Source organism: Pseudomonas sp. JDS28PS106, assembly GCF_036706555.1.
GTDB lineage: Bacteria > Pseudomonadota > Gammaproteobacteria > Pseudomonadales > Pseudomonadaceae > Aquipseudomonas.
On the sequence record NZ_JBAJGT010000003.1, the window covers coordinates 196641 to 217125 of the forward strand.

Genomic DNA, 20485 nt, shown 5'->3' on the forward strand with positions numbered 1-20485 from the left:
ACTCGTCAGACCTGCGCTGGCGCTGCGCGCTCGCGAGCCGGCCTGGCTTTGTCCTGACTACCCTGCGCATCCGGCTCCAGCTGCATGCAGCGCTCCAGAAACAGATACATGTAGTCGTAACTCTTGGTGATCGCCTGACGCAGTTCGGTCTGCACCCCGACATCAGGATCGTTGCCCACCAGCGTACAAATGATTTCCAGCGCCTCCCATGGATGCGCGTCGTCATACTGCGCATGCATCTTGAGCCACTTCATTGCGCGCTTGCGCGTCTCCTCGGGAAAGCCTGACGCGTAGACATCGGACGAACAGACCACTGCCGCCCATTCGCCGGTTGCGCCCTCGATGGCGTAGTTGGTCGCTGCCATCGCCACCGCCAGCGAATCGCTTGAGCTGGTCTGCCAGCACCAATGACTCAAGGCATGCAGCTCGGGGGCTACCTGTTGCGCCTGAAGATCCTCCAGCGTCACACCATGCGCTTCGCACCAGTTGAGCCAGTAATCGGCATGGTTGAGTTCGACGCGAATGTTGCGCATCAACCAGCGACGCGCCATGTCCTCGCCCGGATGCCGGCCGAAGCGGGTCTTGGTGAGGTTCTTTGCCATGTATACAGCGAACTGTTCGACGACTGGCCAGCCGCCAGTCAGGTAATGACGCATCACCACGGGACTCAATTTGGCGTCCCGCATGTTCCGATAGAGCGAGTGCTCGACTACTCGTGACTTCGCGGCGCTGCAATCCTTGATCAGTTGCTGTGCCCAGGCCGGATAACTGCTGGCCTCCATAAGCGGACCGGTTCTCTGGAAAGTGTCGATCACTGTGTTGCTCCTTGCTTGGTTATCGATTGGCGTTGTTTACATCAAAGTCCCTGACGCACTGCTGCGTCGTAAATGTGTATGGGCCGGCGGGGTATGCAGACTTTCGCACGTCAGCGGCTCGGGCCGGCCGATCAGGTAGCCCTGAGCGTAATCGACGCCGATTTCCTTGAGTACCCCTTCGATAGACTCGGTTTCCACGAATTCGGCAATAGTGCGCTTGCCCATGACGTGTCCGATATTGTTGATGACCTGGACCATCGCCCGATTGACAGGATTGTCCAGCATGTCCTTGACGAAACTGCCATCGATCTTGAGGTAGTCCACCGGCAGGTGCTTGAGATAAGCGAAGGACGACATCCCGGAGCAGAAATCGTCCAGAGAGAAGCGGCAGCCCAGCGCCTTGAGCTCCTCGATGAAGCGAATCGCGCTGTCGAGGTCGGCAATGGCGCTGGTTTCGGTGATCTCGAAACAGATCAGTTCAGGCGCCACAGCGAACGTGCGGAACTGCAACTTGAGATATTCGAGAAAGGCATCGTCGCCGATACTGGTGCCCGACAGGTTGATGGCGCACAGTGCTTGCGGATGCTCCGGATGGCCGTCGATGGCACACTGGGCGATGAGCTTGAAAACGTTTCTCACCACCCAGCGGTCCAGCGTGGTCATCAGCCCGTAGCGCTCCGCGGCGGGGATGAAACTATCCGGCGAAATCATCCGGCCGTTCTCGTCACGCAGACGCAGCAGAATCTCGATATGGCGCAGACCCTCACGCCCAGTGGACTTCAGCGGCGCAATTTCCTGGGCGTACAGGCAGAAGCGGTTTTCTTCCAGCGCCACGTGCAGGCGCTGGATCCAGGCCATTTCGCCTGACCGGGTAGACAGTTCGGAATCGTCGGGATGGTAGACCTGCAGGCGGTTGCGCCCCTTTTCCTTGGCCATGTAGCACGCCATGTCCGCAGCCCGCAGTGAGGCCTCCAGCGTGAGCGGGGTCGATCCCAGGTGCACCAGGCCGAGACTGACGGTCGTCACGAACGGCCGGCCCTGCCAGACAAAATGCAGGCCCTGAACCGATTGCCGCAATGCTTCGGCGATGGCGTGGGCTTCGGTCGCCGGGCAGTCCACCAGAAGAATACCGAACTCATCGCCGCCCAGCCGCGCCAGCGTATCGCCGTCGCGCAATGCTTCGGGCAGTACCCGGCACAAGTCGCGCAACAGCTGGTCGCCGGCCGCATGGCCACTGGTGTCGTTGACCAGTTTGAACTGATCGACGTCGAGGAAGATCAGGCAGTGATTACCCGCAGGCGCGTCGTTGGCATCGAGCAGACCTGACAGACGCAGTTCGAACTCGCTGCGATTGACCAGACCGGTCAGCGGGTCATGGGCAGCCTGCCAGGACAGATTGGCGAGGTATTGCCGCTCCTGGGTCATGTCGTGCAGCACCAGCACCGCGCCGCTGATCACGCCGTCGGTACGGATCGGCGTCCCGACCAGATTGACCGACACCGTGCTGCCGTCCAGTCGCTGAATCAGTTTGTTGCTGGCGGTGCCACCGGCGAGCCTGCCACTGAGGATGTGTTCGATGAGCGCGGAGCTGTCCCGGCGATCTTCTTCATCGAGCAGATTGAACAGCGCGGCCAGCGGCAATCCGCTGGCCTGACCGGTCTTCCAGTGCGTGAGCCCCTCCGCGGCGGGGTTCATGTAAACGATGGCGCCTTCCACATCCGTGGTAATCACCCCGTCGCCGATGGACTCCAGAGTGATCTGCGCGCGCTCGCGTTCGACTTTCAAGGCCCGGGCATAGACGCGTCGCTGGGCCAGCAGCATGTGTACCCGCAGCCAGGCCAGCAGGATCAACACGACGGCGGTCAGCAGGTTGATGACGACCAGCAGGTGAAGGATGGAACGCGAGCCCTCGCCCAGAGCGTCGCTGAAGGACCGGGCCGCCGGGGTGACGGCTTCATTGATGACATTGATCTCGTTGCGCCATGCCTGTATTTCTTCGCTCGCAGGGTCGCCGGCGACCACCCGCGCATGGATCCGCGAGGCGAGCCGGTCGAGCTGCTCCAGGTAGCCGTCGCCGACCGCCCACCAGTAGATCGCGTTGCGCATATAGCCCAGATCGCGGAAGTTGCGATACATCCAGATGATCCCGGACACATCATCGGGGTGGTTGCCGCCCTGCAGGATGGCCTCGCGCGCACGCTCCGTCGAAGGCTCGGGGCGCTCCAGCTCTTCACGGAAATCGTGCCCGCCCTGCGGAATGGCAATAGCCTGCTGGTACTTGAGGTAATCGGCTTCCTGGCGGTCTATCGCATACAACATCAGATAATGAATGGCATCCTTCTGGCCCTTGGACCAGAGGCTTTCGCCCGCGACATAGCTGCGCACAACCGACAGCGCGTAAAGGCTGACACACCCAAGCAGCGCCTGAAACAGCGCCACGGCGATGAAAGGCCAAACGATGCCCAGAAGCCGACGCTTGGGAAGAGACCGCGATTGCTTCATGGATTCATGTCACCAGATGCCTTACTAATCGTCCTGAGCAGAGACTAGGCTATAACCATCGAACAGGGTGGCCGATTTTCTCTTATTTGATACAAACGACTGCGAAAAGCCGGTACAACGCTCGTCAATTCTGCTGCAGGTGCCCGTACAGCTTCGCATACAGACCGCCTTCCGCGATCAATTGCTGGTGATCGCCGTCTTCGGCAATGCTGCCGCCATCGAACACCAGCACGCGATCGGCCTGCTTCACGGCCGAGAGCCGGTGCGCAATGATCAGCGTGGTCCGGCTGCGCAGGAATTGGGACAGTGCCCGATGCAGATTGTATTCGGTCGCGGCGTCCAGCGCGGAGGTGGCCTCGTCGAGGATAACGACTCTTGGGTCGGCCAGCACCATCCGGGCAATCGCCAGGCGTTGGCGCTGCCCACCGGAAAGGCGAACACCAGCGCGCCCGACGATACTGTCCAGCCCGTCCGGCATTTCCCGCACCGTTGTATCGAGCTGAGCGACCTGCAATGCCCGCCAGCAGGCATCGTCACTGCATTCGCGCCCCATGGTCAGGTTAGCGCGCACGCTGTCGTTGAATAACGCCGGATGTTGCAACACCACTGCCACATGCTCGCGCACGCATTCCAGACCGATTTCCTCCAGGCTGGCGCCGCCATAGCGAATGACCCCGGTCTGCGCGGTGTACAGCCCCAGCAGCAGCTGCACCAGGGTACTCTTGCCACCACCGCTGGCGCCGACGATGGCCACTTTCTCCCCCGGCGCGATGGACAGGTTGAGCTGATCCAGCACCTTGTCCTCGCCATAGCCGAACGTCAGGCCACGGACTTCGATGCCCACTGTTTGCTGGCCCTCGAACGGGTTGATGGTTCCCGGCCAGGAAGGCTCATCGTCCCGCGCCAGCAGCTCGTTGAGACGACTCAGGGCACCGCCCGCCGCGTAATAGGCGTATTGCAGGTTCAGCAGGGTTTCCACGGGCGCCATCATGAACCACAGGTAACTGAACACCGCCAGCATCTGGCCGATGCTGAGATCGGAAAACAGTACGGTCAACATGGCGGCAGCGCGAAAGATGTCGATGCCGAACTGGAACAGCAGACCGCTGGCGCGACCTGAGGCGTCGCTTTTCCACTGCGAATTGATCGAGTAATCCCGGACCTCGCGGGCGCGCAGGCCCAGCCGCCCCAGGAAGTAGCCTTGACGATTGCCGGCCCGGACCTCCTGGATCGCGTCCAGTGTCTCGCCCAGCGCCTGCGTGAAGCGCGAGGTGCTGTCGTTTTCCAGCTTCTTGAGATGCTTGACCCGCTTGCCCAGCTTGACGGTGGCGAAGATCACCAGCGGGTTGAAGAGCATGATCAGCAGGGCCAGCTTCCAGTGCATCCAGAACAGCACCGCGGCGGTCCCGGCGATGGTGAGGCTTGCGACCAGAAAGCGACTGAGGGTTTCGCCGACGAACTTGTCCAGGGTTTCCAGATCGGTGACCAGATGCGTGGTCACCATGCCGCTGCCCAGACTTTCATACTCGCCCAGGGAGATACGCTTGAGCCGTTCGATAAGACGCAGGCGGATGCGGTAGACGATGTCCTTGGCGAGACGCGCAAACAGGCGCGCCTGCAATACATTGAACAGCAGAGCTCCGGCGCGCAGCAGCAGGGTCAGTACCAGCATCAGGCCGATATAGCCCGCAGCCTGTTGCAGGCCGGTGGGCAGCAGGTGGTTCATGAAGCGGAGCGCCCCGTCACCCCGTCCCAGCAGCACTTCGTCTACCAGCAACGGCAACAGCAGCGGGATAGGCACACTGCACAGAGTCGCAAGGACCGCAACGCCGTTGGCGATCCACAGAGACTTCTTGTGACGCAGTGCCAGACGACGGATTTCGGCCCAGCTCAAGGTATCGGCGCGTGGCTGGCCCGAGTGTCGCGAGTGGCCGGTTACCTCGTCACGCACTGGCAGCTCGCTCCAGCCAGCGACCCAGCAAGGGCGCGAGCGCTTCCAGTGGCTGATAGCCGTTGGTCAACAACGCCAGCTGGCCGTTGCGCTCGGCAAGCAATGTCGGGAAACCCGCGATGCCCAGCCCTTGTGCCCAGGCGAAGTCAGCCGCGGTTGCCGCGCTCAGCTCGTCACTGTCGAATGCCCGGGCGAACGCGGCGCGCTCGATTCCAGCCTGCTCGGCCAGCTCCGCCAGCAACGAAGGCCGGGTCACGTCCCGCCCTTCGCAATAGAAAGCCTGCTGGATGAGTTTGACCAGCTCCCAGGCCCGATCCGGGTCCAGACTACGCGCCGACGCCACGGCCCGACAGGCCGGCGTGGTGTCGTAGACAAAACCGTTGGGCAACGCGCCTTCGAACCTGAAGCACTGGCCGGTGGCCGTTTCCACTGCCTGCCAGTGTTCGAGAATGTACCCGCGGGTGGCGCTCTCAAGCGCCGAGCCGCCCGCGCGCAGCCCGCCCATCACCAGATGCATGGGCACGCCCTGCTCCCGCGCCTGCCGGGCCAGTGCATCGGCGACTGGCGCAAAGCCCCAGCACCAGGAACACATGGGGTCCATGACATAGATCAGGCGCGGGGACATGCGTCAGGCCTCGGTCTGCAGGCGGTAGTTGCGGCCAATCGGGTGCGGCTGATTGCGGGCCTTGGCCAGTTCGATCTGCTTCTGACGGTCGATGGCGCTACGACGGGTCTTCTCGCTCAGCGAATCCCAGCAATGCGGGCAACTGATGCCGGGCATGTAGTGTTCGCTGCTGCGGTCATCGGCGCTGATCGGTGTGCGGCAGGCATGACATTGATCGTAGTCGCCTTCCGTGAGGTCGTGGCGAACCGTGACGCGATTATCGAAAACGAAGCACTCGCCCTGCCAGCGGCTCTGCTCCTGCGGTACTTCTTCGAGGTACTTCAGAATGCCGCCCTTGAGGTGGTAGACCTCTTCGAAACCTTCGCCGAGCATGTAGCTGGAAGCCTTTTCACAGCGAATGCCGCCGGTGCAGAACATGGCGACCTTCTTGTGCACGGCCGGATCGAAGTGGCGCTTGATGTACTCGGGGAATTCGCGAAATGAGGTGGTCTTGGGGTCGACCGCGCCTTCGAAGGTGCCGATCGACACCTCGTAATCGTTGCGAGTATCGATCAACAGCACTTCCGGATCGGCGATCAGATCGTTCCAGTCCTTGGGTTCTACGTAGGTACCGACGCTCTTGTTGGGGTCCACGCCCTCCACGCCCAGGGTCACGATCTCTTTCTTGAGCTTGACCTTGGTGCGGTAGAACGGCTGCTCGTCGCAGTACGACTCCTTGTGATCGATGTCGACCAGTCGTGGGTCGTTGCGCAACCAGGCGAGCAGGCCGTCGATGCCCTCGCGGCTGCCGGAAACGGTGCCGTTGATGCCTTCTTCGGCGATCAGCAAGGTGCCTTTGATACCGTTGGCAAGCATGGCCTGCAACAGCGGTTCGCGCAGCGCGACGTAGTCGCTCAGGGTGACGAATTTGTATAGCGCGGCTACGACGATCGGCTGAGTCATCGGCGTTTGAGTCATGAATCTCTCCAGGTGGCGACCCTCGCAAAGGGCCTACCGGACTAAAAATGCGGATAAAAAACGCACCGGCCAGGCGGCGCGGTGCGGATTCTAGCAAAAAGCAGCAGGGTGCAGGCATAGCCGGTCATTGATCCGGATCAATTGGCGCTCCGGATCGACCGATGCCGCGAGCCGGTCAGTGACCGCCCGCGCAGGTCGGCGAAGCGGGTGCCGCGCCGGTTCTGGCCCATTCCTCGGGCGTATAGGTGTGCAGCGCCAGTGCATGGAACTCGCCCATCAGGCCGCCGAGAATGCCGTAGACCTTCTGGTGGCGCTTGACCGAATTCAGGCCCTCGAACTGCTCACTGACCAGAATGGCCTTGTAGTGGGTCTGCTCGCCGCGGCTGTGCATATGACTTTCATCGAGTACCTGCAGATGCTCGGGTTGCAACAGTGCAAGCGCCGACTCGATTCGTTGTTGCATGCTCATGGAGGGCTCCGCCTGTCAGGGCTTCTTGGCCGGGGCCGCGGCTTTGGCAGGCTCCAGCTCGGCCGTCATGTCGGCCAGCAGCTTGTTGACCACCGGCACCGCGCTTTCCAGTTTGCCCTGGGTCAGCTGGGCGGACTGTTGAGCCAGTTCAGGCATCTTGGTCATGACTTTCTTGCCCAGCGGCGACTGATAGAACACCACCAGTTCCTTGAGCTCGGCTTCGGTGAAGTTCGAGGTGTAGAGCTTGACCATGTCCGGCTTGAGCTTGTTCCAGCCGATGGCCTGGTCCAGCGCCGTGTTGGCCTTGGCCTGGTAGGTTTCCAGCAGCGCCTTCTTGGAGGCCGGAGCCTTGGTTTCGGCGAAGCGCTGGGCGAACATCTGCTGGACCTGCGCGTAAACAGGAGCGCCCAGCCGGTCAGCGTTGGCAAGCTTGAGGAAGGTTTCGGCACTCGCGTTGTGACTGGCGGTGTCGGCAAGCGCCTGACCACTGGCGCAAACCAGTGCGACCGCAGTACAGATGGCACGAAGACGGGTCATCGAGTTTCCTTATCTGGCTGGCGAGGCAATACCTCTGGACCGACCATTCTGCGCCCATGAACGGCGCGGGCTCAACCCCTGGCTCGCCGAGCGGTTAAAAACCAATCGACGGGAACCCTGCTTCGATCCGGGCACCTAAACTTGCTCTGCCCGCCCGCAACGTTCTTGAAGGAGTAAGTCCAGTGACCCGCACAGAAACCGACAGCATCGGCCCGATCGAAGTCCCCGAGGACGCTTACTGGGGTGCCCAGACTCAGCGATCGCTGATCAACTTCGCGATTGGCGAACAGCGTATGCCGCTGCCGGTGCTGCACGCCCTGACCCTGGTCAAGAAAGCGGCGGCGCGGGTCAACAATCGCAATGGCGACCTGCCAGCGGACGTCGCGCGCCTGATCGAGCAGGCCGCCGACGAGGTGCTCGAAGGTCAGCACGACGCGCAGTTTCCGCTGGTGGTATGGCAGACCGGCAGCGGCACCCAAAGCAACATGAACGTCAACGAAGTCATCGCCGGCCGTGCCAACGAACTGGCCGGTCAGGGCCGTGGCGGCAAGACGCCTGTGCACCCCAACGATCACGTCAACCGCTCGCAGAGTTCGAACGACTGCTTCCCGACCGCCATGCACATTGCGACCGCTCAGGCGGTCAAGGAGCAATTGCTGCCGGCCATCGCCGAGCTTTCCAACGGCCTGGCCGAGCAGTCGGCACGGCACATGAAGCTGGTCAAGACCGGTCGCACCCATATGATGGACGCGACTCCCATCACCTTCGGCCAGGAGCTGTCGGGCTTCGTCGCCCAGCTCGACTACGCCGAGAAGGCCATCCGCGCGGCGCTGCCGGCGGTCTATGAACTTGCTCAGGGCGGCACTGCGGTGGGTACCGGGCTCAACTCGCCCAATGGTTTCGCCGAAGCGGTCGCCGCGGAACTGGCGGCGCTGTCAGGCCTGCCCTTCGTCACCGCGCCGAACAAATTCGCCGCACTGGCGGGGCACGAACCGCTGACGGCGCTCTCGGGTGCCCTGAAGACACTCGCCGTGGCCTTGATGAAGATCGCCAACGACTTGCGCTTGCTGGGTTCCGGACCCCGCGCTGGTCTGGCTGAAGTCCGTCTGCCGGCCAACGAGCCGGGCAGTTCGATCATGCCCGGCAAGGTCAACCCGACCCAGTGCGAAGCGCTGTCGATGCTCGCCTGCGAGGTGCTGGGCAACGATGCGACCATCGGCTTTGCCGCCAGTCAGGGCCACTTGCAGCTCAACGTCTACAAACCAGTGATCATCCATAACGTGCTGGAATCGATCCGCCTGCTGGCCGACGGGTGCCGCAATTTCAACGAACATTGCGTAGTGGGCATGGAGCCGGACGCCGGCAAGATGGCCGAGCATCTGGAGCGTGGCCTGATGCTGGTGACAGCGCTCAATCCGCACATCGGCTACGACAAGGCCGCGCAGATCGCCAAGAAAGCCTACGGCGAGGGTCTGACATTGCGGGAGGCCGCCCTGGCGCTGGGCTATCTGACCGACGAACAGTTCGATGCCTGGGTTCGCCCCGAGAAAATGCTCGAGGCGGGCAGCAATGGCTGACGGCAAGAGCGGCGCGACGCCGCTGGAAGGCAGCGGCAAGCGCATCCTGCTGATCTACGGCACGCCCAAGGCATTGAGCTTCTGCCATGCGCTGGCCGAAGCTTATGCACAGGGCGCGCGGGGTGAGGGTCATGTGGTGCGCACCCTGAAACTGGGCGAGCTGGATTTCGATCCGGTCCTGCATCATGGCTATGAACAGAGCCAGCCGCTGGAGCAGGACATTCTCGAAGCCCAGCGCCAGATTCACTGGGCGGAGCATCTGGTGCTGGTCTATCCGGTCTGGTGGGGTGGCGTTCCGGCGATCCTGAGCGGCTTTTTCGACCGGGTGCTGATGCCCGGATTCGCCTTCAAGACCCACGGTCGCAGGCATCCGTCCAACGAGCTGCTGCGCGGACGGACCGCCGAGCTGCTGGCGACCATGGACACCACGCCCGGCTATTTCCGATGGGTTTACGGCGCGCCCGCGCATCGTCAGGTGGCGCGCAACGTCTTGCGTTTCTGCGGAATCAAGGTCAGGCGCCTGACCGAATTCGCGCCGGTGCGTACCTCCACCGAGGAACAACGCCAGCAGTGGTTGCACAAGGCCGAGGCACTGGGCAGGCGCTGAGCGATGGCTCAGACCTGAGCCAGACGACGTGCCTTGCGCGCCTTGAGGCCGGCGACCAGCGAGGGTCCCAACGCGATCAGCGCCGAGCCGACGACGACCAGCACCGCGCCGCCATAACCCAGCCCGTTGATCTGCTCGGGCATGACGTGCTCCGGCCAGACCCAGGAACAGACCGCGACTGTGGCCAGCGTCACCAGAGGCGTCAGGGCCAGGGTCGCGCTCACCCGCGATGCCTCCCAGTGCACAAGGGCTTCGGCGAAGGCGCCGTAGGCCACCAGGGTATTGAGGCAGCAGGCCAATAGCAGCCAGCCTTGCGCAGGGGTCAGTTGCAACGCCTGCTGGGGGTGCGCCCAAGGCGTGATCAGCAGCGCGCAGAACAGATAGATCACCATCATGACCTGCTGGGAATTCCAGACAGTGAGCAGCTGTTTCTGGCTCAGGCCATAGAAGGTCCAGACCAGCGAGGCCAGCAACACGATCAGCACGCCAGCCGTGTAATCGCCCAGTGAGGTAAACAGTTCGACCAGACGCTCGTTGAAGAACAGCGCGAAACCGAACAGCAAGACCGCCAGGCCGATGCCCTGCCCCAGACTGAAGCGCTCCTTGAACAGGAAAATGCTGCTGACCAGCAGCATGACCGGCCCGGTCTGGATCATCAGCTGGGTAGTCCCCGGACTCAACAGCCGCAGCCCGATCAGATACAACACGTAGTTGCCGACCAGCCCCAGCACCGCGAGCGCCACCAGCCCTTTGCCCTTGACGCCGAGCGTCCTGAAACTCGGCAACCGTTTCATGGCCGCCAGCCATATGAAAAGCAGCGAACCGGACACCGCCAGCCTGAACCAGGTAACCGTCACCGGGTCCATCGCCTGCAAGACCTGCTTGAGTTTGACGGGCAGAATGCCCCAGAGCAGCGCCGTCAACAGCGCAAGGCAAAGTCCGTAGACCCAGCGCCCCGATGAAATATGCATTGCAAGTCCCTGAGCGGATAAATCGAACGCCCATTCTAGAAAGACTTGATCGCGCGGCACAGTTACAGCTGGACACACATTACAGGCACAATTGTTCCGCTGCCCGACGAAGTCGCAAATCGTCGTCCAAGCGCTCACCCTCCGCCGTGGTTACGCTGGAAAGTCTCGCTGCCCATCGCCTGGATCTGCCCTTCGATCAAGGCCTCGAAGGGTTTGAGCAGCGCGGCGTAGGAAGCAGGCGACTCCAGGATCTCCAACGCATGAACCACAGCCTCCAGCGTCGAAAGCGCCTCGGCCGACGGCGCCTTGCGCAACCGGTAGCGGGACACCGGCGCATCGCTCAAGGTAACCCGCGGCAGCGCCGCCAACGCCGGATTGAGATGCAGCAGTTTGCGCGCCTTGCGCCACGTGCCGTCCGGCACCACCAGCAGCGTCGGCGCCCCCTCCCCGTCCTGCACGCCCAGCGGCCTGGCACCCTCGCCGGGAAACAGCAGGCGCGGTGTAAAGCCAGGCGGATGCAGCAACCGCTCCAGATCCTCGAACACCTCCCCGATCAGCAGCTGCGCGTTAGTCAACCCCAAAGCCGCCAGTCGGGCCGTATTGAGCGCGTGACCGGCCTCGCTCGGGTGCTGGAGCAGCAGCACCCGGGTGCGACTGTCCAGACGCGGAATCAGTGCGCACAGACAATGCGCGTCCGGGCGCAGGCAGCGTTCACAACGTGGGCGGGACATCGGATTCCTCGCAGGACTCGAAACCGCGCATTCTAGCGGAACCCGACGCTGAGTCTCGAATCGCAGCACGCTCATAGCCAAATGCTCTGATTCGCCGGGCCGCTTTGCCGAGCAAGCGGCCATTATGAGCTAGCCTGAATGAACAGGGCTGGCGCCATGTAGACCCCCTGCTGAATCTTAAAGACCGAGCCAGGGGTTCATCATGAATCGCGAGGGGATCAAACAACGAGTACTGGATGCGCTGGGCGTTATCCTGGTGGACAAGGATGCGATTCAGGAAGAGGCGACATTCAAGGACCTGGTGCTGGACGACGAAGACGTCGATGAGTTGTTCAACGCACTGGGCACCGAGTTTGGGTTCGAATTTCCGGAGTTCATCCGGCAGCGGGCGATCAATAAACCCGAACATCTGTCGCTACCCATGATCGTGGATCTGGTGCTGTTGATGCAGCAGGAGCTGAACGCTCCCGAAGTCAACGACAACGCGGCCGACGCGCGCAAGCACAAACCCGGGAAACCTGACGACGGAAGGGGGACGCTTTGACCGCGCCCCTTGAAGTCCGCGGCCGCTCGGCTGCGAGCGACCCTGCGCTGATTCGGGTGCGGGAAATTACCGCCGTGGACGGCGTCGATCGTCGTCGGTGCGCACCGGGATCGGCACCGGTTTGGGCCGTTCGATCAGCCCCAGAGCCACGCCAACGTCATGGAGCCATTCTTGCAGTTTGCTGTTCATAAGAGCCCCCTTGAGGGAAAAACCATGGCGACCAACCACTGCTGGTCGCTCATGAGAAATCATAGAACCAAGTTACAGCTTAGCTGAGCGACTCGGAAACATTTTCCTGTTACAGGCAATGTGACATCCGCCGAACCATGAAAACCACCCGGCGCGACAAACGGCCCGGTGAGCCGTCGTTCAGTCAGGTTATCGGCTAGTCCGGCAGGCGCATGAGGCCGTCTTCGTCGGTCATCGCCCGCTCTAGCAGATCGGCCGGCAACTGCTTGCTGGCGCGCGCTCCGAGCAATTTGAGTTGCTCGCTGCGACTGATCAGATTGCCGCGCCCCTCGGTCAGTTTGTTACGCGCAGCCGCATAAGCCTTGTCCAGCTGCTGCAGGCGGTTGCCCACTTCGTCCAGGTCCTGGATGAACAGCACGAACTTGTCGTACAGCCAGCCTGCCCGCTCGGCGATTTCCCGGGCGTTCTGACTCTGGCGCTCCTGCTTCCACAAACTGTCGATGACCCGCAGCGTCGCCAGCAAGGTCGTGGGGCTGACGATCACGATACTGCGATCGAACGCTTCCTGAAACAAATTCGGCTCGGCCTGCAAGGCTGCCGAGAACGCCGCTTCGATCGGGACGAAAAGCAGCACGAAATCCAGACTGTGCAGACCTTCCAGTCGTTTATAGTCCTTGCCGGACAGGCCTTTGACATGATTGCGCAGCGACAGCACGTGTTGCCTGAGGGCCGCCTGGCCGATGACATCGTCTGCGGCGGACACATATTGCTGGTAGGCCGTCAGGCTGACCTTGGCGTCGACCACTACTTGCTTGTCGCCGGGGAGCATGATCAGCACATCGGGCTGGAAGCGCTCGCCGTCCGGCCCCTTGAGACTGACCTGCGTCTGGTACTCGCGGCCCTTCTCCAGTCCGGCATGCTCCAGCACCCGTTCCAGAATCAGCTCGCCCCAATTGCCTTGGGTCTTCTGGCCCTTGAGGGCTTGCGTCAGGTTGGTCGCTTCATCGCTCAGGCGCACGTTCAACTGTTGCAGCCGCTCCAGTTCCTTGCTCAGCGAGAAGCGCTCGCGGGCTTCGTTCTGGTAGCTTTCTTCCACGCGCTTTTCGAACGACTGAATGCGCTCCTTGAGCGGATCGAGCAGCTTGCCCAGCTGCTGCTGGCTGGTTTCCGCGAAGCGCTGCTCACGCTCGTCGAAGATCCGCCCCGCCAGTTCGGCGAACTGCGCGCGCAGCTCGTCGCGAGAGCCCTGCAAGTCGGCCAGTCGCTGCTGATGGCTCTCCTGCTGTTCGCGCAACTCGGCGCTCAGCGAGGCGCACTGAGCATCCAGACGTCTGAGTTCCGCTTCCCTGGAAGCCCGCTCCTGATTCCAGCCCAGCGCCGCATCGCGCGCATTGTCACACTCCTGGCGCAGCAGCTCGACTTCCCGACGCAGCGCAGCGAGGTCCGCCAGACGTACGGCGTTCGCCTGGCTCAGGTCGCTGATCTCGTCGCGACTGGCGTCAAGCTGGGCATTCAGTCCGTCTTGAGCCATTTGCGCGGTGCTCAGCCGTTCATCCTGCAATGCAGCGTCCGCCTGCACGCGGGCGAGGCGACGGTGCAGATGCCAGGCGAGCCCGAGCAGCGGCAATCCCGCCAGGGCAAGACCCATCAATAGGCTGTTCAGCTCAAACGGCATAACGACTCCATGCAATGCTGCAAACGCCCGAAGCATAATGCGACGCAAGGTCCGAAAGCGCCATGACTCGATACCTCAGGGCTTGAGTACGAGATACGGCAACTATTTCGCGGAAGGAAAAATCAGGGGGGCCGATACTCTACTCTCATTCGGTGTCAGGATCACGTCGAAAATGCGATGAGAACGTCTCGGGACAATCCACAGAAGCTGTGGATAACTCAGTGGACAACGCCCCCTGATCTCTCGCAAACGCAGGTAGAATGGGGCCTGCGCTCAAACTGACGATTTTTTCACCAGTGAAAAAAGTTGATGTTTTTCATTGACTTAATAATTCGTCGCGGTAAATCAAACCCTTAGCCGGGTATGTGACAGTGATGTGGCAGCTTGCGACGCTAATGTGAAAAAACGTGAAAAAGCGCTCTATTTGGCTGTATCAGCCGCGTTACAGCCGTCAGGGTGAGGAACGGATTGCCGCGCTGGCGACCTGAAATCAGTGCCCCTGCCCGACTCCTGCAAACGCGGTGCGTTGGCCGAATCCCGGCGCGGAAAAAATTATCTAACGCAGCGCTTGCAAACAAAAAACGATACGGATATCATCGCCGCCGTTAGTACCAAGCTGAAAATCAATTCGGTCACACACCTTCCGGTCACGCTCATCATCCATGGAGCGCTGTCACGGCTAAGGAACGGACCAGTCCCTGGTTACAGGAACGTATCGCCTGGCGCATCACCCTATGTGCGCAGTCATCCGGCTCTCCTTGAATCAACCAGCCTGCAATTGATCAGGATCTTCACCTCGAGCATCGAACCTTAGCTCCCGTTGTGTTGCCTGCCCTCCTAAGTACCTACCTGTCAGTCCAGCGCCATTTGATGAAGCGCGCTTTCGCTGACTGCCTTGTTCCAGTCAGGTTCTTCGCCCACCCAGGTCTCGTCCATCGAGCCAACGCGCGTTACTGGAACCATTTTTTATACGCGGCCCCAAGCCGTGTCGATTCCGGAAACACCGATATGAACACTCAGATCCAGACCCAGGATGCCATCCGCACCCTCACCAACGCCTTCGCCCCGATGAACTGCCTGATCATGGCGTCCCGCAAAGGCTCTTTCAGCTTCACGCTGGTCAACGAACACGGCATCGCCCGTCATAGCGAACGCCTGTACCCGGACCAGTACGCCACCGCAGAGCCACTGCAGGCGGTCATTGACCGTACGCGTCAGGCCCTGGCCGCATGACCGGTTGCGATGGACGGCAGCCATGCCTCGGGCATCGCTGCTGCTCAGGTGATTCGACGCTGAGCTAATCGCCAACCGATCTATGCAACTGCCTCGATCACCGAAAATGATGTAGTAACAGCCCTTTACATTCCATATATGAGACTACACTTCAACTCGAGCGATGTGCAGTCGCTTCCGGCGGGCCCTCTTCGACTTACCGCTGCCGCGCGCCAGGGCCCGCCGGTCACTTTCCGCGAGTAGAGCGTAATCATGGGCATTGCAGCTATAGAGTTATGCCGGCACGTCATTCGCCCCACCCTCGTCTACCTTGACCGCCAGAACCCGTGTGCCGAACTGTTATTGCTTGGCATAGCCGCCAGTCAGTCGGCGCTGGGCGCCGAGCTGGACAGCTGCCACGGTCATGGCCTGTACAGTATTCCCGAGCTCCGTCATCGTCATATCTGGGACAACTACCTTGCCCTCGACCCTGACCTGGCCAGTCGCGTACGCGGCCTTGCTAGCCAGCATGCCTTTCTCAGCTCGCCGCATCTGGAACTGACCGTCAACCTGCGCTACTCCACGGCCATCGCCTGGCTGATGATCGAGGCTCACCGCCTGTCGCTGCCGACCGAGGACGACCCCTGGGCCATGGCCCAGATCTGGCAAACCGTCTTCCAGCCCCAAGGGCAGATCAAAGACTTCATCGACGCCTGGAATACTTGTGTCGCCCCCCTTCACTCCCCGGCTTGAACATTTGCTCCGACAAATGGGCTCAAGAAATTTCCTGCCCGGCCGTTGAGATTGTCCTACAAGAATAGCTCTAGATCGGGCTGTTCAGCCTATAGCGCGGCGTCGAAATTGTTGGTAATTTCCGCCCGTGACCAACAGGAGTTCCAATAATGAGAATAATGACAAAAGTAATGCACAGGACCACCCTCGGCCTGGCGATTGGATTGGCCTCTACCCAACTGTTCGCTTCCGGCTTCGCGCTCAACGAGCAGAGCATTTCCGGCATGGGCCTGGGTTTCGCGGGTCGTTCCTCTTCGGCGGAAGACGCCAGCACCGTATTCGGCAACCCGGCGGGCATGTCCAAACTCAAACGACAGGAAGTCAGCGTCGGCGCGGCGGCCGTGATCGCCAAGACCGATATCGATAATGGTCGCGGCACCTTTGGCGGCAGCAACGATGGCGACATGGTGCCAGTGGTGGGCGTACCCATGGGCTACTACGTCAAACCCCTTGATGATCACTGGGCGGTCGGCATGGGCGTCTACGTCCCGTTCGGTCTGTCCACCGACTATGAAAGCGGCTTCGCTGGCCGCTACTGGGCCGACAAGAGCCACGTTCAGGTCGTGACCTTTCAGCCCACCGTCAGCTATGCGTTCAACGACAAGATTTCCATCGGCTTCGGCCCGACGTTCAACCGGATCGACGGCGAACTGACTTCCGCGGCGCTGGTGGCCGCGACCCCGGGCCGCAACGACGGCAAGGTGAAGATCAAGGGCGACGATACCGCGATCGGCTTCAACGCCGGCATCCTGGTGCAGGCCACCGACGCCACCCGTCTGGGTGTCACCTATCACTCCAAGGTCAAGTACAAGCTCGACGGCGACACCAAGATCGAAGGCGTGGGTTTTGGCGCCGCCAACGGCCGCAAGTTCGACGCCTCGCTGGACCTGACCACGCCTGAGTCGGTCGACATGTCCGTCACCCACAAGCTGGATGACCAATGGACGCTCTACGCGGGCAGCACCTGGACCCGCTGGAGCCGCCTGGAAGACATCACCGTGAACAACGAAGGCGTGCCGGCGCTGCTGGGCGGTTCCGCAGGCCCAATCGGCACCATCACCGAAGAGCAGAACTGGCATGACACCTGGGCCCATGCCATCGGTGCTTCGTTCAAGGTCAACCGTGAGTGGACGCTGCGCACCGGTTTCACCATCGATCAGTCGCCGACCAACAACGTCAACCGTTCGCCCCGCATTCCGACCGGCGATCGCAAGATCATCAGCTTCGGCGCCGGCTGGAGCCCGAGCGAGGATCTGACCATCGATGTGGCCTACTCCTACCTGCGCGAAGACGAAGCGAAGATCCGCAACTCCAGCGCGACCAAGGGTTCGTACAGCGCCGACTACCGCAACACGGCACATGGTCTGGGTACTTCGGTCACCTACCGCTTCTGATACACCCATGAAAAAGCCGGCTTGAACGCCGGCTTATCCTGAAAACCCGCTTACCGATAGCGGGTTTTTTCTTTCTCGGCTTCGGTCTGTTCCGGCTCGGAAGCGATGGCCCGTTCCACCGCCGCGATGAAGTCAGGATCATCCGGCTTGGTCATGCTGGAAAAATTGGCGATGACCCGGCCCTTGCGGTCCACCACGTATTTGTAGAAGTTCCAGCGCGGCGGACTGCTCTGCTCGGCCAGCCCCTTGAACAGCGGAATCGCATAGTCGCCCCGCACGGCTTGGGGCTCGGTCATGGTGAAGGTTACGCCGTAATTGACGTAACACACCTTGGCGGTTTCCTCCGCATTTCCTGATTCCTGCTTAAAGTCGTTGGACGGCACGCCCAGCACTTCGAGCCCTTCGCCCTTGTATCGCTTGTTAAGCGCTTCCAGCCCTTTGAACTGGGGCGCGAAACCGCAAAAGCTGGCGGTATTGACCACCACCAGCGGCTTGCCTGCATAACGCTTGCATAGGTCGATGGTTTCCTTGCTGCGCAACTTGGGCACCTCGCCTTCCAGCAACGACGGACATTCAGTGGCCAGCACCGCGCTGCTCATGCTCAGCAGCAGGACCGGCGTCAGAATCAGGGGGATTTTCATCGAGGCATACCTGGCGATAGAGTTCATAGCTCAAACGCTAGCCTACCCGGCACGTTATGCCTAGCAGGCAACACCCAACTGCAGCGCGGCAAGCCCTGTCTGCTGCCATGCCCACCAGATCAGCGCCAACACCGAGGCACCCGCGATACCGCCGATGAGCCAGGGCCAGACCCGGATCACGCCAGGTCCGCCTGCGGCTGCAGCCTCGCCACGGGACGCTCGCGCACCGGCCAGTTCAGCGCCGCCGCCATGAGACTCAACAGGATGGACAGTTGCCATATCAGATCGTAACTCCCGGTACGGTCGTACACGAGTCCGCCCAGCCAGCCTCCAAGGAAGGCTCCGAGCTGGTGGAACAGGAAGACGATACCACCGAGCATCGACAGATTGCGCACTCCGAACAGGGTCGCGACCGTACCGTTGGTCAGCGGTACGGTGGACAGCCACAGCAGCCCCATCGCCACGCCGAACAGGTAGGCTGTGGTCTGGGTCACCGGCGCCCAGAGAAACAGGACGATGGCTACGGCCCGGAGCAGGTAAAGCGCGCTGAGCAGGCGCGGCTTGGACATCTTTCCGCCCAGCCAGCCGGCCGTGTAGGTCCCGAAGATATTGAACAGACCGATCAGGGCCAGCACGGTCGTGCCGACCCGGGCCGGCAAGTGCTGGTCGACCAGATACGCCGGCAGGTGCACGCCGATGAACACGACCTGAAAGCCGCAGACGAAGAACCCCAGCGCCAGCAGCCAGAAGCCCGAGTGACTGCATGCCTCGCGCAATGCCTCGCCGAGGGTCTGTTCATTGCCGGTGCTGGCAGCCGGCTTGTCCTTGAGCATGCCCACCAGCGGCAGGATCATCGCCACCAGAACCGCCAGCACCAGCAAGGCGCCGGACCAGCCGAGCCAGGTGATCAGGCCCAGCGTACCTGGCAACATCGCGAACTGCCCGAACGACCCGGCGGCGCTGGCGATGCCCATGCCCATGCTGCGCTTCTCGGCCGGCAACGCCCGCCCTACCACACCCAGAATCACGGAAAAAGAGGTGCCGGACAGGCCGATGCCGATCAATAGTCCGGCGCTCAGCGACAGGCTCGCCGGCGAATCGGCCAGGCTCATCATGGCAAGGCCGGCGGCATAGAGTACGCCTCCTGCAAAGACGACCTTCGCGGCGCCGAACCGATCCGCCAGCGCGCCGGCGAAAGGCTGCGCCAGCCCCCACAGCAGATTCTGCAAGGCGATGGCGAACGCGAAGACTTCACGCCCCCAACCGAACTCGGCGCTCATGGGTGCCAGGAACAGGCCGAAGCCGTGCCGGGTGCCCAGCGACAGCGCGAGTATCAGCGCGCTGCCCAGAAGAATCCAGCCGCTGGTCCGCCAGATCGATGTCATTGTTATTGTGCTCCCGGATGCAACGCTGTCTGGAGAAGAGAAGCCGCGAAGCTACGCCCGGCCTTGTCAGCCTGTCAATTGGGCGTTCATGGATCCTGAAAAACCGCGTGATCGTTCATCGCCAGCAAGCTGGCTCCTACAGGCTGCCGTAGGAGCCAGCTTGCTGGCGATCCGGCGATCACAGCAGGGCCAGGGTCACCAACACCAACAGCTCCAGCAACTCCAGCATCGCGCCCGCCGTATCCCCGGTCGTGCCACCCAGCCGACGCAGCATCAGCCCGCGTAGCCAGAAGAACCCCGCTACGCAGATCAGCACTGCCCAGACCCCGACGCCACCTCCCAGTAGAACGCATGCCGCCCCGCTGAGCAGCAAAACCCGCCACGCCGCGCGCCGCGGCAGATGATCGGCCAGGGCTTGCCCCAACCCGCCTGCTCGCACGTACGGCGTACGAAGAAACAGCGCCAGCATTGCCGCGCGTGCCAGCATCGGCGCAAGCAACAGACCAGAGGTGTTCTGGGCTTCGACCAAAGCCAGAATCGCCGTGAACTTCAGCAGCAACACCAATACCAGGGTCACCACGGCAATCGGACCGCTGCGCGGGTCCTTCATGATGGTGAGGGTGCGTTCCCGGTCGCCGAAACCGCCCAGCCAGGCGTCGGCGCTGTCGGCCAGTCCGTCCAGATGCAGTCCGCCGCTCAACAACACCCAGGCGCCAAGCAGCAGCGCGGCGTGCAGCATGACTGGCGTGCCGTCCAGCAAAGCATTCAAAGCCATCAATAGCAGGCCGAACAGCCCGCCGACCACAGGGTAGAACAGCAGCGATCGACCCAGCTCCGCAGGCTGCGGCATCCCGGGCAGCCGAATCGGCAGACTGCTGAGAAACTGCAACGCAATCCAGAACGGCAACATT

General features: G+C 61.8%; 21 protein-coding genes. 7 read left to right on the plus strand and 14 right to left on the minus strand.

Annotation, left to right across the window (positions count from 1 at the left end):
* Positions 1-5: 5 nt before the first annotated feature.
* The 7 genes from TRP66_RS06180 to TRP66_RS06210 form a co-directional block, all read right to left on the minus strand.
* Positions 6-815 carry a TenA family transcriptional regulator gene (locus TRP66_RS06180; protein ID WP_333400491.1) on the minus strand — a complete coding sequence of 270 codons (810 nt, stop codon included), beginning with the start codon at positions 813-815 and terminating at the stop codon, positions 6-8.
* 36 nt (positions 816-851) lie between these two features.
* Positions 852-3317: an EAL domain-containing protein gene (locus TRP66_RS06185; protein ID WP_333400492.1), complete on the minus strand. Its 2466-nt coding sequence runs from the start codon at positions 3315-3317 to the stop codon at positions 852-854.
* A 124-nt stretch (positions 3318-3441) separates the two neighbouring features.
* Positions 3442-5268, minus strand: a complete 1827-nt coding sequence (locus tag TRP66_RS06190; RefSeq protein WP_442965176.1) for an ABC transporter ATP-binding protein — start codon at positions 5266-5268, stop codon at positions 3442-3444.
* Positions 5261-5893, minus strand: a complete 633-nt coding sequence (locus tag TRP66_RS06195) for a DsbA family protein (protein ID WP_333400493.1) — start codon at positions 5891-5893, stop codon at positions 5261-5263. The genes TRP66_RS06190 and TRP66_RS06195 overlap by 8 nt, the downstream gene beginning before the upstream one ends.
* A gap of 3 nt (positions 5894-5896) precedes the next feature.
* On the minus strand, positions 5897-6835 hold the full coding sequence (gene trhO / locus TRP66_RS06200; protein ID WP_333400811.1) for an oxygen-dependent tRNA uridine(34) hydroxylase TrhO: 939 nt from the start codon (positions 6833-6835) through the stop codon (positions 5897-5899).
* A 190-nt stretch (positions 6836-7025) separates the two neighbouring features.
* Positions 7026-7319 carry a BolA family protein gene (locus TRP66_RS06205; RefSeq protein ID WP_333400494.1) on the minus strand — a complete coding sequence of 98 codons (294 nt, stop codon included), beginning with the start codon at positions 7317-7319 and terminating at the stop codon, positions 7026-7028.
* A gap of 15 nt (positions 7320-7334) precedes the next feature.
* Positions 7335-7856: a DUF2059 domain-containing protein gene (locus tag TRP66_RS06210; RefSeq protein WP_333400495.1), complete on the minus strand. Its 522-nt coding sequence runs from the start codon at positions 7854-7856 to the stop codon at positions 7335-7337.
* Positions 7857-8038: 182 nt separating this feature from the next.
* Here TRP66_RS06210 and TRP66_RS06215 point away from each other — a divergent pair, with 182 nt between their 5' ends.
* Together TRP66_RS06215 and TRP66_RS06220 are read left to right on the plus strand one after the other, a co-directional pair.
* The gene (locus tag TRP66_RS06215) at positions 8039-9433 is read left to right on the plus strand and encodes a class II fumarate hydratase (RefSeq protein WP_333400496.1); all 1395 of its coding nucleotides are present in this window, start codon (positions 8039-8041) and stop codon (positions 9431-9433) included.
* A complete protein-coding gene (locus tag TRP66_RS06220) occupies positions 9426-10040 on the plus strand; it encodes an NAD(P)H-dependent oxidoreductase (RefSeq protein WP_333400497.1) in 615 nt (204 codons plus the stop codon). The genes TRP66_RS06215 and TRP66_RS06220 overlap by 8 nt, the downstream gene beginning before the upstream one ends.
* An 8-nt stretch (positions 10041-10048) precedes the next feature.
* On the opposite strand, the gene TRP66_RS06225 is transcribed toward TRP66_RS06220, so the two are convergent.
* Positions 10049-11011, minus strand: coding sequence for a DMT family transporter (locus TRP66_RS06225; RefSeq protein WP_333400498.1), 963 nt, complete (start codon positions 11009-11011; stop codon positions 10049-10051).
* 134 nt (positions 11012-11145) lie between these two features.
* Positions 11146-11742 carry a tRNA-uridine aminocarboxypropyltransferase gene (locus TRP66_RS06230; RefSeq protein ID WP_333400499.1) on the minus strand — a complete coding sequence of 199 codons (597 nt, stop codon included), beginning with the start codon at positions 11740-11742 and terminating at the stop codon, positions 11146-11148.
* Between the two features lie 202 nt (positions 11743-11944).
* Here TRP66_RS06230 and TRP66_RS06235 point away from each other — a divergent pair, with 202 nt between their 5' ends.
* On the plus strand, positions 11945-12286 hold the full coding sequence (locus tag TRP66_RS06235; protein WP_333400500.1) for a hypothetical protein: 342 nt from the start codon (positions 11945-11947) through the stop codon (positions 12284-12286).
* A 66-nt stretch (positions 12287-12352) separates the two neighbouring features.
* Here TRP66_RS06235 and TRP66_RS06240 read toward each other — a convergent pair whose 3' ends face one another.
* Entirely contained in the window at positions 12353-12475 is a 123-nt protein-coding gene (locus TRP66_RS06240) for a PA1414 family protein (protein WP_333400501.1), read from the minus strand.
* Between the two features lie 196 nt (positions 12476-12671).
* Complete coding sequence (gene rmuC / locus TRP66_RS06245; protein ID WP_333400812.1) at positions 12672-14036, minus strand: DNA recombination protein RmuC; 1365 nt, start codon at positions 14034-14036, stop codon at positions 12672-12674.
* A 1122-nt stretch (positions 14037-15158) separates the two neighbouring features.
* Here rmuC and TRP66_RS06250 point away from each other — a divergent pair.
* The 4 genes from TRP66_RS06250 to TRP66_RS06260 all read left to right on the plus strand — a co-directional run bounded on the left by TRP66_RS06250 (position 15159) and on the right by TRP66_RS06260 (position 17548).
* Positions 15159-15383 carry a hypothetical protein gene (locus tag TRP66_RS06250; RefSeq protein ID WP_333400502.1) on the plus strand — a complete coding sequence of 75 codons (225 nt, stop codon included), beginning with the start codon at positions 15159-15161 and terminating at the stop codon, positions 15381-15383.
* Positions 15352-15435 carry a hypothetical protein gene (locus TRP66_RS23535; RefSeq protein ID WP_442965181.1) on the plus strand — a complete coding sequence of 28 codons (84 nt, stop codon included), beginning with the start codon at positions 15352-15354 and terminating at the stop codon, positions 15433-15435. The genes TRP66_RS06250 and TRP66_RS23535 overlap by 32 nt, the downstream gene beginning before the upstream one ends.
* Positions 15436-15635: 200 nt before the next feature.
* Complete coding sequence (locus TRP66_RS06255) at positions 15636-16115, plus strand: hypothetical protein (protein ID WP_333400503.1); 480 nt, start codon at positions 15636-15638, stop codon at positions 16113-16115.
* 158 nt (positions 16116-16273) lie between these two features.
* Entirely contained in the window at positions 16274-17548 is a 1275-nt protein-coding gene (locus TRP66_RS06260; RefSeq protein WP_333400814.1) for an OmpP1/FadL family transporter, read from the plus strand.
* Positions 17549-17598: 50 nt separating this feature from the next.
* On the opposite strand, the gene TRP66_RS06265 is transcribed toward TRP66_RS06260, so the two are convergent.
* The 3 genes from TRP66_RS06265 to TRP66_RS06275 all read right to left on the minus strand — a co-directional run bounded on the left by TRP66_RS06265 (position 17599) and on the right by TRP66_RS06275 (position 20484).
* Positions 17599-18189 carry a glutathione peroxidase gene (locus TRP66_RS06265; protein ID WP_333400504.1) on the minus strand — a complete coding sequence of 197 codons (591 nt, stop codon included), beginning with the start codon at positions 18187-18189 and terminating at the stop codon, positions 17599-17601.
* A gap of 176 nt (positions 18190-18365) precedes the next feature.
* Positions 18366-19574 (minus strand): MFS transporter, encoded by a 1209-nt coding sequence (locus tag TRP66_RS06270; protein WP_442965177.1) that lies wholly within the window; start codon positions 19572-19574, stop codon positions 18366-18368.
* Between the two features lie 178 nt (positions 19575-19752).
* Positions 19753-20484: an adenosylcobinamide-GDP ribazoletransferase gene (locus tag TRP66_RS06275; protein WP_333400505.1), complete on the minus strand. Its 732-nt coding sequence runs from the start codon at positions 20482-20484 to the stop codon at positions 19753-19755.
* Between the last annotated feature and the right edge of the window lies 1 nt (position 20485).

Coding starts and splice junctions, on each gene's coding strand:
- TRP66_RS06265 (WP_333400504.1), bottom strand. CDS start 18,189: ATGAAAATCCCCCTGATTCTGACGCCGGTCCTGCTGCTGAGCATGAGC.
- TRP66_RS06260 (WP_333400814.1), top strand. CDS start 16,274: ATGACAAAAGTAATGCACAGGACCACCCTCGGCCTGGCGATTGGATTG.
- TRP66_RS06250 (WP_333400502.1), top strand. CDS start 15,159: ATGAACACTCAGATCCAGACCCAGGATGCCATCCGCACCCTCACCAAC.
- TRP66_RS06220 (WP_333400497.1), top strand. CDS start 9,426: ATGGCTGACGGCAAGAGCGGCGCGACGCCGCTGGAAGGCAGCGGCAAG.
- TRP66_RS06225 (WP_333400498.1), bottom strand. CDS start 11,011: ATGCATATTTCATCGGGGCGCTGGGTCTACGGACTTTGCCTTGCGCTG.
- TRP66_RS06230 (WP_333400499.1), bottom strand. CDS start 11,742: ATGTCCCGCCCACGTTGTGAACGCTGCCTGCGCCCGGACGCGCATTGT.
- TRP66_RS06240 (WP_333400501.1), bottom strand. CDS start 12,475: ATGAACAGCAAACTGCAAGAATGGCTCCATGACGTTGGCGTGGCTCTG.
- TRP66_RS06255 (WP_333400503.1), top strand. CDS start 15,636: ATGGGCATTGCAGCTATAGAGTTATGCCGGCACGTCATTCGCCCCACC.
- TRP66_RS06210 (WP_333400495.1), bottom strand. CDS start 7,856: ATGACCCGTCTTCGTGCCATCTGTACTGCGGTCGCACTGGTTTGCGCC.
- TRP66_RS06270 (WP_442965177.1), bottom strand. CDS start 19,574: ATGACATCGATCTGGCGGACCAGCGGCTGGATTCTTCTGGGCAGCGCG.
- TRP66_RS06275 (WP_333400505.1), bottom strand. CDS start 20,484: ATGTTGCCGTTCTGGATTGCGTTGCAGTTTCTCAGCAGTCTGCCGATT.
- TRP66_RS06195 (WP_333400493.1), bottom strand. CDS start 5,893: ATGTCCCCGCGCCTGATCTATGTCATGGACCCCATGTGTTCCTGGTGC.
- TRP66_RS06235 (WP_333400500.1), top strand. CDS start 11,945: ATGAATCGCGAGGGGATCAAACAACGAGTACTGGATGCGCTGGGCGTT.
- trhO (WP_333400811.1), bottom strand. CDS start 6,835: ATGACTCAGCCGATCGTCGTAGCCGCGCTATACAAATTCGTCACCCTG.
- TRP66_RS06205 (WP_333400494.1), bottom strand. CDS start 7,319: ATGAGCATGCAACAACGAATCGAGTCGGCGCTTGCACTGTTGCAACCC.
- TRP66_RS06185 (WP_333400492.1), bottom strand. CDS start 3,317: ATGAAGCAATCGCGGTCTCTTCCCAAGCGTCGGCTTCTGGGCATCGTT.